We start from the raw sequence: 15021 nt of genomic DNA on the forward strand, positions 1-15021 counted from the left end.
TATCTATTCTTCCTCTTTTTTTTCTATATTCTCATTTGATGAAGGTGTTTCAACAGATTCTACAGTCTCAATGATTTCACCCTCTTCGTTATATCTAATAACATTACCATTTTCATCTAATTCTATCTCTTCATCCTCTTTAGGACATTTTGCAATAGAAACTACTTTATCACCCTTGTCAACATTTACAATAATTACACCTGAAGTATTTCTTCCAGCTTTTCTAATTGATTGCATATCAACTCTAATCATCTTACCAATAGATGTTAATGCCATTAAGTCTTGAGTTTCATCTACTAGAACTTCACCAACAACATTTCCTGTCTTATTAGAAAGTTTCATAGAAATAACACCAGATCCAGCTCTATTTGTAAGTCTGTATTCTTCTACAAGTGTTCTTTTCCCAATACCTTTTTCAGATACGGTTAATAATTCTTGTTCTTCATTCGAAATAACATCAGCATCAACTACGAAGTCAGTGTCGTGTTTAAACTTAATACCTCTAACACCTCTAGTAGATCTACCTTGTTCTCTTGTTTTTTCAATTTCAAATCTAATACATTGACCTAAAGATGTGAATACCATTAAGAATTGTGATTCTACATCAGTAATCTTAGCAGTTACAATCTCATCTAAATCATCAAGAACAATAGCTCTTACACCATTTGATCTAATATTAGAGAATTCAGCTAATGATGTTCTTTTTACAATACCATTCTTAGTAAAGAATGCTAAAGATTTAGACTCATCAAAGTCTGACGTTGGAATAATTTCCATAATTTTTTCATCAGGTCTTAAATTAATTAAGTTAACAACTGCTTTACCTTTAGCTGTTCTTGAACCTTCAGGAATTCTATATACTTTTAACCAGTATAATTGACCCATATTTGTTACGAACATTAAAGTATCATGAGTGTTAGATACAAAGAATCTTTCAATGAAATCATCATCGTGAGTAGTAACAGCAACTTTACCTTTACCACCTCTTCTTTGTTTTTCATATGATTTAATTGGAACTCTTTTTACATATCCATTATGAGTAATAGTAACTACCATTGGCTCATTAGGGATTAAGTCTTCCATATCAATTTCGTCATAAGAATCTTCAATCTCAGTTCTTCTCTCATCAGAGTATTTTTCTTTGATTTCAACTAATTCTTCAACAATAATTTCATTTAATCTTTCTTCAGATTTTAAAATTGCTTCTAATTCTGCGATTAATGCTAATAATTCTTGATATTCAGCTTCTAACTTATCTCTTTGAAGACCAGTAAGTCTTCCTAATCTCATGTCTAATATTGCTTGAGATTGGATAATACTTAAACCAAATCTATTTTGTAAACTCTCTTTTGCTTCCCCATCATTTGCAGATGCTCTAATAATTTTAACAACTTCATCAATATTGTCTAAAGCAATTTTTAAACCTTCTAGAATGTGTGCTCTAGCTTTTGCTTTTTCTAAATCAAAAATTGTTCTTCTAATAATTACAGTTTTTCTGTGCGATAAGAAAATATTTAAAAGTTCAGGTAACTTAAATACTTTAGGTTCTTTATTATGAACTGCTAAAAGAATAATTCCGAATGTTGTTTCCATAGGAGTTGATTTATAAAGATTATTTAATACAATCTCATTCATCGCGTCTTTTTTAAGTTCAATTACAACTCTGATACCATCTCTATCAGATTCATCTCTTACTTCTGAAATTCCTTCAATAGCTTTATCTTTAGCTAAATTAGCAATTTGCTCAATAAGTCTTGATTTATTTACTTGGTATGGAAGTTCATCTAAAACGATTACTTCTTTTTTACCTTTTGTTTCAATATGATGTTTAGCTCTAATTTTAACTCTACCACGTCCAGTATTATATGCATCAATAATACCTCTTCTTCCGAAGATTGTACCACCAGTAGGGAAATCTGGTCCTTTAATAAAATGCATTAATTCATCAGCTGTAGCTTCTGGGTTTTCTATCACATGTAAAATAGCATCTAATAATTCACCTAAATTATGAGGTGGAATTTTAGTTGCCATACCAACTGCAATACCTTCTGAACCATTTAATAGTAAAGTAGGAACTCTCGTTGGAAGAACAGCAGGTTCTTTCATCGTATCATCGTAGTTAGCAACATGATTAACAGTATCTTTATCAAGATCTTTTAATACTTCTTCAGAAATTTTAGTCATTCTAGCTTCGGTATATCTCATTGCTGCGGCGTTATCACCATCAACAGAACCGAAGTTACCTTGACCATCAACTAAAGGAGCTCTCATTGAGAAATCTTGTGCCATTCTAACTAGCGCATCATAAACTGAAGTATCACCGTGTGGGTGATACTTACCAATTACATCACCAACAATTCTTGCAGACTTTTTGTAAGCTGACTTTGAAGAAATATTTAAATCATGCATAGCATATAAAATTCTTCTGTGAACTGGTTTTAATCCATCTCTTGAATCAGGTAGTGCTCTACCAATAATAACACTCATAGAGTAATCTAAATAAGAAGCTTTAACAGAATCTTCAATATTAATGTCAATAATATCTTGGTTTTCAAAAAGGTTTTCCATAAAAAAAGGCCTTTGTATTATAAAATTGAGCTATTTTATCTAAAAAGTGCTTAGTGTAAGTTGTAACGGGTCTTAGAGAGTATAAAAGAAGCAAAAAAACCTAGTTTTTTTATACTTCTTTTGCAGTTATATAATTAACTATTTTTATGTTTTAGAATAGCGTTATATATTTCATCTTTAAGTTTTAATTTTTCTTTCTTTTTGATTTCAACTTGAAACTGATCTGCATGAGATTTTTCCATCTCACAAATTTCTTCATCCAAATTATTATGCTTATCAAAAATACTTACAAAGTAATTATCTTTGCTCTTAAGTTCATTAATTAAATCTCTGTGTTCGTGAAACATTGCTACATCCTCTTAATTTAATTTGTTATTAAAGTATACAAGGAGAAAACTTAATATAGTTTAAATTATTAAGTTCTGTAGTCCGCATTGATTTCAACATATTTGTACCCTAAGTCACAACCATATGCTGTAAAAGATGCATTTCCTACACCAATATCACAGATTACTTTATATTTATCATTTTCTAAAACTTTAGAAGCTTTTGCTTCTTGAGCTTCATCAAAATAGATTTCACCTTTATTAAAAACAATTACATCGTTATAAGAAATAACAAGTTTTTCTTCATCACAAGTGATTCTTGAAGCACCTATAGTTGAAGCAATTCTTCCAAAATTAGGATCTTCTCCATATAAAGCAGTTTTTACTAATAAAGAGTTTGATAAAGCTTTGGCAGCAATTTGGGCTTCTTCTTTTGAAGCTGCGTTAATTACTTCAAAGGCAACAGCTTTTTTAGCGCCTTCTCCATCAGCAACCATCATCATTGCCATATCATGCATAACAAGTCTTAAGGCTTCAATAAAAGCTTCTTTATTATATGCATTTGATTTTTTGTTAGCTAATAACATTACTGTATCATTTGTAGAAGTATCCCCATCAACAGAAATGGCATTAAACGTACTATGAGAATTAAGCTCAATAGCTTCTTTCATATCTTCTTTTGGAATATTTGCATCTGTACATATAAAACAAAGCATAGTTGCAAGATTGGGATTAATCATTCCTGCACCTTTTGATACTGCTCCTATTTTAAATGAGCTTCCATCTTCAAGTTTAACCTCATACATACAATTTTTTTCATAAGCATCAGTTGTCATTATTGCATGAGACAAGTTTTGACCACCTTTTGCAGATAAATCAAAAGAGTTTGCACCATTTACAATTTTTTCAATTGGTAATGGATTTCCAATTACTCCTGTACTACTCATAATTGGATTAACTAAGTCAAAATTCAAAGAAGAAAAAATTGTATTAATATCTTCAATTCCTTTTTTTCCAGTCATTGCATTTGCATTTTTTGAATTAATTAAAACAAAATTTGTTTTAAAATTCTCGTCATATTGTAAAAAATGTTTTAGTGGTGCAGCTTGAAATTTATTTTCAGTAAAGACAGCTTCTACATCACAAGGTTCATTAGTGTAAATAAACCCTAAGTCTTTATCACCACTTGGTTTTAATCCTGCGCTAATTCCATCACAGTTAAAACCATCTATTTGATCAATAAAACCTTTTATAGGTAAAATTGTAAACATTATATATCCTCTGGTTTATTTTTTAAATTAATAATTCTTTTTGATCTAGCAATACCTTTTTGAGAACCAACTAATAACAGCTTACATTTAGCATTAATAATTGTTGTTCCTTTTGGCATCTGAATAAACTTACCTTTTGATTCTGTAATACCAATAACTGAAACTTTTAGTCTATCTCTTAAATGTAAATCTTTAACTTCATGATTAACAACCCAAGAATCTTCAGAAACTATAACTTCTTCCATATCAATAGGTGTATCTCTTTTGTATAAGAATTCATCTAAAACATTTTCCATATCTGGTCTAATTGCCATTGCAGATACTCTTTTTGCCATTAATGACGGAGTTGCAACAACTTTATCAGCACCAAGTTTTTTAAGTCTAATCTTTTCATTTTGTGTTTCGGCATTAGAAATAATTAAAAAAGGACTACGTCCTAGCTCTTTTTCATATAGTCTTACAGATGCAATTAAAGTAATATTGTCTGAAATATTTTTTGATAAAGATATTGCGCCTTTTGCAGAACTCAAATGTGATTTAAGAAAAGCAAGCTCTTTATAAGGCTCTTCTTTTACATAATATGGATAACCATTCTCTTTTGCTATTTGTTCAATATCTTCACTTGGATCAACTACAACAAACGGAATATGATTTTCCCTAAATTGTTTAGCTAACTGAGCTGTATATTCATTGTGATAGAAAATAACAAAGTGACGTCTAAGTCTAGCAATTTTATAAAGCATATTTCTTTCCTTATAAAGATCAAATAACCTACCCTTTACAACAGCATCAATTAATACAGCAGTAGATAATGTAAATAATGCAAACCCAAAAATAATTAATGTAATAGTAAAAAATCTTCCAGCTGGTGAGATAGGAGCAATTTCTCCAAATCCAACAGTAGTAAAAGTAATACCAGTTTGATAAATAGCATCTAATATTGGAAAATCATCAATAATGATATATCCAAGTGTTCCAATCATCATAATGACTTGAACTAATACAAGTGGTAATCTAAAGGGTTTTAATTGTGAGTATATTACGGGGTTAAGGTCGTATTCAGGCTTGGCTGTTCTTATTTCCCAGCCAAGTGCTTTTTTTATTCGCTTGAGTAAGCTCATGAAAGCACTTTTCTAGTGCTTTCTTAAGAGTGTTTTTTAAGAGTTCTTAGCTCTTTAGCAGAAATTCTGATCTTTTGAGTAGTACCGTCTTCTAAAGTAACTCTTACAGTTCTTAAGTTTGGTAAAAATCTCTTTTTAGTTCTGTTTTTCGCGTGACTTACGTTGTTTCCAACCATAGGTCCTTTTCCTGATAATGCACATCTTCTTGACATTTGTCTTCCTTATATAGTGAATAATATTTGCGTATTGTATCCAATAAATCTTAAGCGTAATTTAAACACTCTGTATAATCTCATTAACTCTTTGTAAATTTTTTAATAATGTATATTTCTTGGCAATATTTCTATTTTGTTTCTTAATTTTCTTTAATTCATCTTTTTGCATAAGTAGTGCATCAACTTTAAAGGGAGCTGATCTATCACTAGGACTTTCCATAGTAGCGAATACATCAATTAACTCTTTTGAATGATTATTAGCAGTTGTAAATACTGCACATTTACAGAACATTGCTTTTAAAACATTAGTTGCAAAACTACTATTATGTGTAGGTAAAAGAAATATATCAGAAGCTAAGAATAGTTCATTCATATTATCATAATCCTCAACTAACATAATTCGTTCTGAATAATCAAATTTTGAAAGTTGGAATTTTAATGAATATATTTGTTTATGATCAGCTGCAATTAAAGCAATAAAATTGTCTTCATTTAATGAAAATATAGTTTCAATAAATTCTTTTACCCCTGAAGACTTAATATTATTTCCAGTAAAAAGAACTATTCTTTTTTTAGGATCAATTTCTAGCTTCTCACAAACTCTTTGTTTTACTATTTTAGTTTTTTCATATTCAAGATTTACACTTGGGTAAACAAGTTCAATAATCTCTTCATTTATATTAGCCTTAGAGGACATGTCTTTTTTTAATTTTAAAGAAGGAACAATTACTTTTTTTGCATTGCTTGCATTTTCTATTGCTTTATCATCAATAGCTCCAGAGTGAAAATATACATCAGCATACTCTTTTTTTGAAAAAGACAGTTTTTTTAATAAACCTTGATCTTCTAAAGTTTTAATATTTTCTTGTTTTTCTAATTCTTCAATTAATTTTGTTTTTGCTTTATATGTTATAGATATTGTACTCATTAAAACTCTTTATTTGTGAAATGCATAAATTGGGCTTTGCGAAATTTTTATATTATCTTTTTGTAATACTCCAAATTTATCGTAAACTTTATTAAAATCAGTTAACTCTATTACTCTATTCCCATGTGTCCAGATAATATCTAATTTCTGTGATTTCTTACTAAGTGTAAGAACATATAAATCTTTTGAAACAGTAAAGTTTTCAAATTTACTATTAGCTAAATACTCTTTCATCGTTTCATTAATAGAAATTAACTTCTCAGATAAAGTTGTGTTTTTATATGAAATAAAAAACTTATCAATTTTACGTGAAGCAAAAACTAACAAGCAATATCTTAGATAGTTATTTAGTTCTTCTTCTTTTGAAATACTATCTTGGAAGTTAAGTTCAAAATAAAGATTATCATTTGTAATTCTTTTACTTAACATAGATAAAGAATAATACATATCAATTTTTTTGCTAAAATTGAATATACCTAAGTTTTTCTTTTCCGGTATATCTGAATTCTTAACATTTAGATTAATTAATGTTTTATCATATAAAGGAGATTCATTATCAAAAAATGATTTTATTTTTGAAAATAAAAATATTTCCTTCGTATCATTATTATCATTGATAGTTAATATAGTTAATTTTTTTTCATCTTTTTTGGGATTTAAAAAATCATCATAATTTAGCTTTTTTCCTTTTAGGATATAAGAAAAAAGAAAAATAAGTGGATAAATTAACGCTGAATGTAGGGTACTTTTCATATTGACTCTTTTTAAATTTATTTTTGCAGATTATAAAAATTTTACTTCACTATTTCTTAATCCAGTTAAAAACATATTATGATATAATATTTACCTTTATAATATAACAAGGAATAAAAACTTTGAACAATAAAAAAACTATTTTTTTAGATAGAGATGGTGTTATAAATATTGACAAACATTATCTTTACAAAATAGAAGACTTTGAATTTACAAATAAACTATTTGAAACTTGTAAACATTTTCAATCTTTAGGATACCAAATAATAGTAATTACAAATCAATCAGGTATTGGTAGAGGTTACTTTAGTGAAGAAGACTTTAATAAATTAACTACATGGATGATTAAAGAATTTAAAAATAATAACATTGATATTCTTGATGTATTTTATTGTCCTCATGAACCTAATGATAATTGTGAATGTAGAAAACCTAAACCTGGCATGATTAATGAAGCTTGTAAAAAATATGAAATTGATTTAAATAACTCGTGGATGATTGGGGATAAACCATCAGATATTGAAGTGGCTTTTAATGCAGGGATTAGTAATTCTATTTTAATTAATAGTGAATATACGAATAATAAAGATGAAATAAAAACAAATAATATTGTAACAACAATTGAAGAAACTATAAATATAATCAAGGAATAATATGAACTATACAGATATCGATTTTAATAAAAAAACTATTCTAATTACAGGAGCTGCTGGATTTATCGGTAGTAGCCTTGCATTCTATTTTCAAGAAAACTATCCAAACGCAACTGTAGTTGCATTTGATTGTTTTAGATCAGGGGAAACATTCTCAAATGGAAACCTAAAAAGCTTCGGTCACTTTAAGAACCTACTTGGTTTTAAAGGTATAGTTGTAAGCGGAGATATTAACGATAAAGTTGCATTAAAAGAATTAGAAGATAACTATAGTTTTGATTATATTTTCCATGAAGCAGCTATTTCTGATACAACCGTGTTAGAACAAGATGTAATGATGAAAACAAATGTAAATGCATATGAAGATTTATTAAAAATTGCAATTAAACATAATGCAAATATGATTTATGCAAGTTCTGCGGCAACATATGGAGATAGCGATAGATTTGAGATAGGATATGAGCAACCAAATAATGCTTATGGATTCTCAAAAGTTGTGATGGATAATGTAACAGCCCAATATCTAAAAAAAGATTTAGATATCTCTATTGTAGGATTAAAATATTTTAATGTTTATGGAAATAGAGAATTCTTCAAAAATAGTACTGCTTCTATGGTAGTTCAATTTGGACATCAAATAATGAAAGGTTTAACTCCAAAATTATTTGAAGGTAGTGATAAAATTCTAAGAGACTTTATTTATATTGAAGATATTATCCAAGCAAATATTAAAGCTTGTGCTCCAAAAAAATCTGGAGTTTACAATGTAGGAACTGGAAAAGCAAGATCTTTTGAAGATATTGTAAATATTTTACAAAAAGAATTAGAAATTGATAATGGTAAAGAGTATATACCAAATCCATTTGTAGGTTCATACCAATTCTTTACAGAAGCAAATATTGAATCAACAAAAGAAAATCTAAACTATGATCCTAAATATACAATGGAAGATGGAATAAAAGCATATATTCCAGAGATTAAAAGATTATTCAAAACAGAGGTTAAATAAATATGATAAATATAAATAATAGACCAAGTATTTTAGTAATTGGTGACTTAATGATTGATCACTATTTATGGGGAAGTAGCGATAGAATTTCACCAGAAGCACCAGTACCTGTAGTAGATATTAAAAATGAAACTACAGTTTTAGGTGGAGCAGGAAATGTAATCAATAATCTAAGAAGTTTAGGTAGTGATGTAGGAGCTATTTCTGTAGTAGGAAAAGACTATATTGCTGTTGAATTAAAAGAATTACTTACAAAAACTGGAACTCAATCATATTTAATTGAACAAGATGGAAGAAAAACTTCAAAAAAATCTAGAATTATGGCTTCTAGAACTCAAGTTGTAAGATATGATCAAGAGAGTAAAAATTCAATATCATTAGAATCAGAAAAAAAAGTTTTTGCTAAATATCAAGAGATATTAAATAGATATGAACTAATTATTCTTTCTGATTATGGAAAAGGTGTTTTAACGGAAAGCTTATGTTTAAAAATTATTGATTATGCAAATGAGAAAAATAAGAAAGTTTTAGTTGATCCAAAAGGCGAAGATTATTCTAAGTATTCTGGAGCTTATCTTTTAACACCAAATAAAAAGGAAGCAGAAGTTGCATCTAAAATTGAGATCTATAATGATGCTACATTAAAAAAATCATTATTAAAATTAAAAGAAGATGCAAATTTAACTCTTTCAGTAATTACATTAAGTGAAAATGGAATAGCAATTTTAGATAATGATGAAGTAACTATAAAACCAACAGTTGCTAGAGAAGTATATGATGTAACTGGTGCAGGAGATACAGTAATTGCATCTTTAGGATTTGCTCTAAGCTTAGGGAATGATATATATAAATCAATCGAGTTTGCAAACTTAGCAGCTGGTGTTGTTGTAGGTAAAATAGGAAGTGCTACAACTACAATTGATGAAATTACAGAATATGAATCAAGTTTACATAAATCAAATAGCTATAGCCATATTAAAACTATAGAAGAGATAGCGAAATTATCTAAAGAGTTAAAACAAAGAGGTAAAAAAGTAGTATTTACTAACGGTTGTTTTGATATCTTACATGTAGGACATGTTAAATATCTTGAAACTGCAAAAAGCTTTGGGGATGTATTAGTTCTAGGACTAAATTCTGATGATTCAGTAAAAAGATTAAAAGGTCCATCTAGACCTGTTAATACTCAAGAAGATAGAGCTTATACTCTAGCAGCACTTGAAAGTGTTGATTATGTTGTATTATTTGAAGATGATACTCCATATGATTTAATTAAAACTGTAAGTCCTCAAATACTTGTAAAAGGTGGAGACTACGAAGGTAAAGATGTAGTGGGACAAGATTTAGTTGATGAATTAAAACTTGTTGAATTTGTAGAAGGAAGAAGTACTACAAGAACTATTCAAAGGATAAAAGAAAATGAAGCAAACGATAAGTAACGAATTTCAATCACATTTAGAAACAATCAATAATGTAATAAATAATATGGAAGATGAACTTGTAAGTGCTTCTACATTAGCTGTAGAGACATTAAAAGCTGGTAATAAAATTCTTTTATGTGGAAATGGTGGAAGTGCTGCAGATGCACAACACATCGCGGCTGAACTTACGGGTAGATACAAAACAGAAAGAAGAGGATTACCTGGAATCGCTCTTACAACTGATACAAGTGCTTTAACTGCAATTGGAAATGACTATGGTTACGATAGAGTATTTGATAGACAAGTTGAATCTCTAGCTAATAAAGGTGATTTAATCATCGGAATTAGTACAAGTGGTAATAGTGGAAATGTAGTAAGTGCATTAAAACTAGGTCGAGAACTTGGTTGTAAGACATTAGGATTTAGTGGAAGAGACGGAGGAGCTATGAATGAAATGTGTGATATTAATCTAGTAGTACCTTCTAATAATACTCCAAGAATTCAAGAAATGCATATATTATTCGGACATACTATTTGTCAAATAATCGACAATGAACTAAGCTAATTATTTATTAATTAGCTTTAGTACATCATCTGAGGTAATTGTTTTCATACAATCATGATGTTTTAAAGGACAAGTCCTTTTCATACAAGGTGAACACTCTAAATATTTTGAAACTATTGTTTCTAATGGATTCTTCCATTGATTAGTTTCAGCAAAACTTGTAGGTCCAAAAATAGCAATAGTATTTACTTTATAAACAGCAGCTACATGCATCGGACCACTATCATTTGTAATAAAAATATCTAAAGCTGCAATTTTTTCTATTAACTCCGGTATAGTTGTTTTACCTGCCAAGTTTTCATAATTACTCACATCATTTTCAATCAAAGTCTTTTCAATATCAGCAGCCATCTCAGTTTCATTTGGACCACCAAATATCATAATATCATACTTTTTTGATAGTTCAATAGCAACCTTAGCAAACTCTTCGGGATACCATCTTTTTGCACTTCCATAAGTAGCTCCTGGATTAATACCTAAAGTTGGTTTTTTATACCACTGAGGCTTAAATCTAAGCATTAGATCACTTGCTTTATACTCAGTATTTAAAGTCTTATTTAAAAAGTCATTATATTTCAATACTTGATGTTTAGTGATTTTTTCTTTTTCAAAATTATAGTTCTCTTTAGTATCTAAAAACTTTAATAAAAGTTTTGAGTAAAATGAGCTTCTAAAAGATATAGCATAATCAAAATCTTTTGCTTTTTTTGCTAATTGATAAACTGATAAAAGTCTAACTAAACTCTTTTTTGTATTATCAACTATAATATTAGTAATACGCTTGTCATTAACAAAAAGTTGTGTTGATACGTATGAACCAACAATAGTAACTTCTGCACCTTTATAGTGCTTTAGAAGGTTTTCAATAGCAGGTGTTGACATAATAGCATCACCTAACCAAGTAGGTATCTCAATTAATAACTTCATTTATAACTTCCAGTGTTTCTTGCACATTTTTTTCGATTGAAAAATTCTGAACAATTTTTAAATTTTCTTTTTTTAGTTTTTCTATTTTATCATCATTTACAAGCAGGTCATCTATTTTTTCTACTATAGAATAATCAGTAGGAGTAATCATTGTATACTTATTATTTAATATTTCACTTGCACCATTTTGTTTTGTAGTAATAACAACATTTTCATAATTCATAGCCTCTAAAACTACATTTGAAAAAGGTTCATATTTTGTTGGGAATAAAAAGATATCACTAATAGAATAAAAGTCTTTAACATCAGTTCTTGGACCTGTGAAAATTACCTTATCCTCAATATTTAATTCTTTAGCATAATCTTTATAATATTGAATCTTTTTTTCTTTACCAACAATAAAAGCTCTAAAGTTTTTATTTTGTAATTTTGATAAAATTTCTAAAAACTCTTTAACACCTTTTCTTTTAAAACCACTACCAACATATAAAATTGTTTTTTCTTTACTTCTTGAAGCCAAAGAGAATTCGTCTTTTAAATTACTATAAGACAATTCATAATTTGTCTCTTCTAATTTAAATCCATTATAAACAACTTTTATTTTATCTTCACTAATTCCATATGTTTCTATAATTTCATTTTTAATCATATTAGAATTTGCAATTATTCTTTTCGAATTATTAAAAGTTCTTTTTTCTAAATACAAATATACTGCATGTAAAGGATTAAATTTGGATTTATTTTCAATACTTAAGAATACTTTGTGAACTCCATCCCCTGCTCTATAAATATCAGGACAAGAGATTCTCTCCAAAGAAAAATAAAGAGAATCTTTTTTATTTTTACAAACCTGAATATTAAACAATATAACTCTTAACCAAGAAGGTAAAAATTTAGGGATATTAGAAAATACCAGTTCATGTTCAATATTAAGTTTTTTAAGTTGTTCAGATAAACGAGAGAGGTAAACCTCTGCTCCTCCAAATTTTGTTTTATTTGCTCTTATAAATTTAATTTTCTGCATTTATTTCTTCTTTAGTTTTAATATATAAAGCAAGAGCAATTCCATATAAAGTATAAAAATATAATTGTTCACTATCACCAAAGAAGCTACCAAACATCATTGAAGCAATATAACCTATAGTTCCTAAGAAAATAAAAACTCCCACAAATTTAAATTCTTTATTATATTTAAATATATAATGACTGATTTTTAAAAGATAATATAAAAAAATCATAAAAAAAGTTAAACCAAATATTCCTAGACTCAATAATATACTTATAAAATCGTTATGAGCTTGTCCATATAATTTATAAGGAATATTTTCTGGTTTATCTTTCCAAATATCATTTATTTGATTATTATACAAAAATCTACCATACCCCAAGGGGATAAATGGTTCTTGAATTCTATACAGTATTACAGTCTTCCACATGGCTAATCTTGAAGCTGTTGAATGACCTAAAGAATGTTCTTTAATCAGTATGTTATATTCAGAAGGAGAATAATCACCTAAAAATTTAGTTTTAATAATCATGTTATAAATATTATATCTTGTATCAAAATTTTTTGAAGAAAATGTAAATCCAACCAAAAAACATAAAACAGTAAATAATGATATAAATTTAATTAATCTGTTTGAATAAAAGAAAAGAAAATTGGAAATAAATATAAGAATCATACCAATAAATGTAGCTCTAGTATTATTTCCAATTATAGATAATAAAAATACAATAAAAAGAATAATTCCAATATTTTTATATTTTGTAAATAATAAAGCAATTGAAATAGAAATTGAATACGTAGCCCAGATACCAAACCTTTCTCCACCACCATTATCAAGTAATCCACCTGCTCTAAATGGCCAAAGAGCACCTTCATACCACATAAATAAATTAATCATTGCATGGATAACCAAACAAAATATTACTATATAGATCAAATAATATATTTTTTTTTCATTATGTTTTACTATAAATATAAATAAACAAATTAAAACAAAAAAAGGCTTTAATATTTCTCCTCTTATTTCACTTAATGTTTCTTTTAAATCAATTGAAAAAAAAGCAGAAATGAGAGATATGAGTAGCAGACCAAAAAAGATAAATAAGAAATATTTAAGTTTTTTAATTTTTGAAAAAAACTCTTTATTTGTTGTAGAAAATAATACAATAGCAAAAATAAGAAATGAATAATTCTGAATTGCTGTAACTTTTGCAATTGGTAATGTCACAAAAAAAATAAATAATAAAAATAAATCTAAATGCCATTTATCATTAATTCTTTTTATATTATTAATCATTAAATAATCTCCATAATTTTTTTAACAACTAGATCAGGTTTAATATTATTAGCAATTTTACTTTTATCTTGAAGTACCAAATCTTCATACCCCCAAGGGTACCACTTATTCATATTAGTTTTCCCACTAATAGAAATAGTTTTTGTTCCAACGGCAGGAGCTAGATGCATAGCACCTCCGTCTAATGTTATAAATAATTTCACATTTTTAATTAAACCTGATAAATCATGTAAAGATTTAGTTTTTATAAAAAAAACATTATTAAATTTATTTGATAATTCTTCAGCCATTAAAAAATCATCAGGTTCGGCACTAATTAAAATCTTTTTATCATTTAATTTTTCAAAAATAGAAAAGTAATTTTCAATAAAATATTTATTTTCATCAATACGTGAAGAAATATGAAATAAAATATGATCACTATATTCTGTGTATTTATTAAAAAGATATTCTTCAACAAAATAAAATGTATTTTCATTATCATAATTTACACCAAAAGGTAATAAACAATCAAAACAAAACTCAACTTCATTTTTATTGTGATTAGCTTCTATATGAATAGAAAACTTATCTTTACCTTTTGGATCTTTGACACCAACTTTATATTTTGCATTTGTAATATTAGAAAATAGTTCTGCAGACTTAGAATAACCACTTCTAAAAATCACAACTGCATCATATTGTTCTCTTTTAATATCAAATAGTATTTTTAATTTACCAAAAGCAGCTTTAACTTTATTCAAAAAACTTTTTTTATGTTTTGGTTTAGTATAGCAATAAATTTTATTAACAAAAGGGTTACTGTTAATAGCATCAAAATTATAAGAATTCACTACTATATCAATTTGGGAATTTGGATATTTTTTTCTCAATCCTTCAATAGAAGGAGTAGTACAAACTAAATCTCCAACATTATCATTTCTAACTAATAAAATTTTCTTATTTGTCAAATCAATCATAT

Annotated in this window: 15 protein-coding genes; 4 read left to right on the forward strand and 11 right to left on the reverse strand. The window is 27.4% G+C overall.

Translation table 11 applies throughout. The features are described 5' to 3' along the window. Nucleotides 1–3 precede the first annotated feature (3 nt). From gyrA to ALEK_RS12615, 7 genes are all read right to left on the reverse strand, one after another. A complete protein-coding gene (gene gyrA / locus ALEK_RS12585; RefSeq protein ID WP_071628110.1) occupies nucleotides 4–2568 on the reverse strand; it encodes a DNA gyrase subunit A in 2565 nt (854 codons plus the stop codon). A gap of 134 nt (nucleotides 2569–2702) precedes the next feature. Next, complete coding sequence (locus ALEK_RS12590; protein ID WP_071628111.1) at nucleotides 2703–2915, reverse strand: HP1242/YdcH family protein; 213 nt, start codon at nucleotides 2913–2915, stop codon at nucleotides 2703–2705. 68 nt (nucleotides 2916–2983) lie between these two features. Beyond that, the gene (argJ, locus tag ALEK_RS12595) at nucleotides 2984–4165 is read right to left on the reverse strand and encodes a bifunctional glutamate N-acetyltransferase/amino-acid acetyltransferase ArgJ (RefSeq protein WP_071628112.1); all 1182 of its coding nucleotides are present in this window, start codon (nucleotides 4163–4165) and stop codon (nucleotides 2984–2986) included. Then, nucleotides 4165–5286, reverse strand: a complete 1122-nt coding sequence (locus ALEK_RS12600; protein WP_071628113.1) for a potassium channel family protein — start codon at nucleotides 5284–5286, stop codon at nucleotides 4165–4167. Before ALEK_RS12600 ends, argJ begins: the two co-directional genes overlap by 1 nt. 23 nt (nucleotides 5287–5309) lie before the next feature. Continuing rightward, on the reverse strand, nucleotides 5310–5498 hold the full coding sequence (gene rpmB, locus ALEK_RS12605; RefSeq protein ID WP_071628114.1) for a 50S ribosomal protein L28: 189 nt from the start codon (nucleotides 5496–5498) through the stop codon (nucleotides 5310–5312). A gap of 61 nt (nucleotides 5499–5559) precedes the next feature. Then, nucleotides 5560–6429 carry a glycosyltransferase gene (locus tag ALEK_RS12610; RefSeq protein WP_071628115.1) on the reverse strand — a complete coding sequence of 290 codons (870 nt, stop codon included), beginning with the start codon at nucleotides 6427–6429 and terminating at the stop codon, nucleotides 5560–5562. A gap of 9 nt (nucleotides 6430–6438) precedes the next feature. Then, nucleotides 6439–7182, reverse strand: a complete 744-nt coding sequence (locus ALEK_RS12615) for a hypothetical protein (RefSeq protein ID WP_071628116.1) — start codon at nucleotides 7180–7182, stop codon at nucleotides 6439–6441. Nucleotides 7183–7304: 122 nt separating this feature from the next. Here ALEK_RS12615 and gmhB point away from each other — a divergent pair, with 122 nt between their 5' ends. The 4 genes from gmhB to gmhA are packed head-to-tail and all read left to right on the forward strand — an operon-like array spanning nucleotide 7305 to nucleotide 10830. Next, on the forward strand, nucleotides 7305–7835 hold the full coding sequence (gene gmhB / locus ALEK_RS12620) for a D-glycero-beta-D-manno-heptose 1,7-bisphosphate 7-phosphatase (RefSeq protein WP_071628117.1): 531 nt from the start codon (nucleotides 7305–7307) through the stop codon (nucleotides 7833–7835). Between the two features lies 1 nt (nucleotide 7836). After that, on the forward strand, nucleotides 7837–8844 hold the full coding sequence (rfaD, locus tag ALEK_RS12625) for an ADP-glyceromanno-heptose 6-epimerase (protein WP_071628118.1): 1008 nt from the start codon (nucleotides 7837–7839) through the stop codon (nucleotides 8842–8844). Nucleotides 8845–8846: 2 nt separating this feature from the next. Beyond that, nucleotides 8847–10283: a D-glycero-beta-D-manno-heptose-7-phosphate kinase gene (rfaE1, locus tag ALEK_RS12630; protein WP_071628119.1), complete on the forward strand. Its 1437-nt coding sequence runs from the start codon at nucleotides 8847–8849 to the stop codon at nucleotides 10281–10283. Beyond that, the gene (gene gmhA / locus ALEK_RS12635) at nucleotides 10264–10830 is read left to right on the forward strand and encodes a D-sedoheptulose 7-phosphate isomerase (protein ID WP_071628120.1); all 567 of its coding nucleotides are present in this window, start codon (nucleotides 10264–10266) and stop codon (nucleotides 10828–10830) included. The genes rfaE1 and gmhA overlap by 20 nt, the downstream gene beginning before the upstream one ends. On the opposite strand, the gene ALEK_RS12640 is transcribed toward gmhA, so the two are convergent. The 4 genes from ALEK_RS12640 to ALEK_RS12655 are packed head-to-tail and all read right to left on the reverse strand — an operon-like array spanning nucleotide 10831 to nucleotide 15019. Then, complete coding sequence (locus tag ALEK_RS12640; RefSeq protein WP_071628121.1) at nucleotides 10831–11757, reverse strand: glycosyltransferase family 9 protein; 927 nt, start codon at nucleotides 11755–11757, stop codon at nucleotides 10831–10833. Further along, nucleotides 11741–12781 (reverse strand): glycosyltransferase family 4 protein, encoded by a 1041-nt coding sequence (locus ALEK_RS12645; RefSeq protein WP_071628122.1) that lies wholly within the window; start codon nucleotides 12779–12781, stop codon nucleotides 11741–11743. Before ALEK_RS12645 ends, ALEK_RS12640 begins: the two co-directional genes overlap by 17 nt. Beyond that, nucleotides 12768–14060 (reverse strand): O-antigen ligase family protein, encoded by a 1293-nt coding sequence (locus tag ALEK_RS12650; RefSeq protein ID WP_071628123.1) that lies wholly within the window; start codon nucleotides 14058–14060, stop codon nucleotides 12768–12770. Before ALEK_RS12650 ends, ALEK_RS12645 begins: the two co-directional genes overlap by 14 nt. Next, the gene (locus ALEK_RS12655) at nucleotides 14060–15019 is read right to left on the reverse strand and encodes a glycosyltransferase family 9 protein (RefSeq protein ID WP_071628124.1); all 960 of its coding nucleotides are present in this window, start codon (nucleotides 15017–15019) and stop codon (nucleotides 14060–14062) included. The genes ALEK_RS12650 and ALEK_RS12655 overlap by 1 nt, the downstream gene beginning before the upstream one ends. Nucleotides 15020–15021 lie beyond the last annotated feature (2 nt).

The organism is Poseidonibacter lekithochrous, assembly GCF_013283835.1.
Lineage (GTDB): Bacteria > Campylobacterota > Campylobacteria > Campylobacterales > Arcobacteraceae > Poseidonibacter > Poseidonibacter lekithochrous.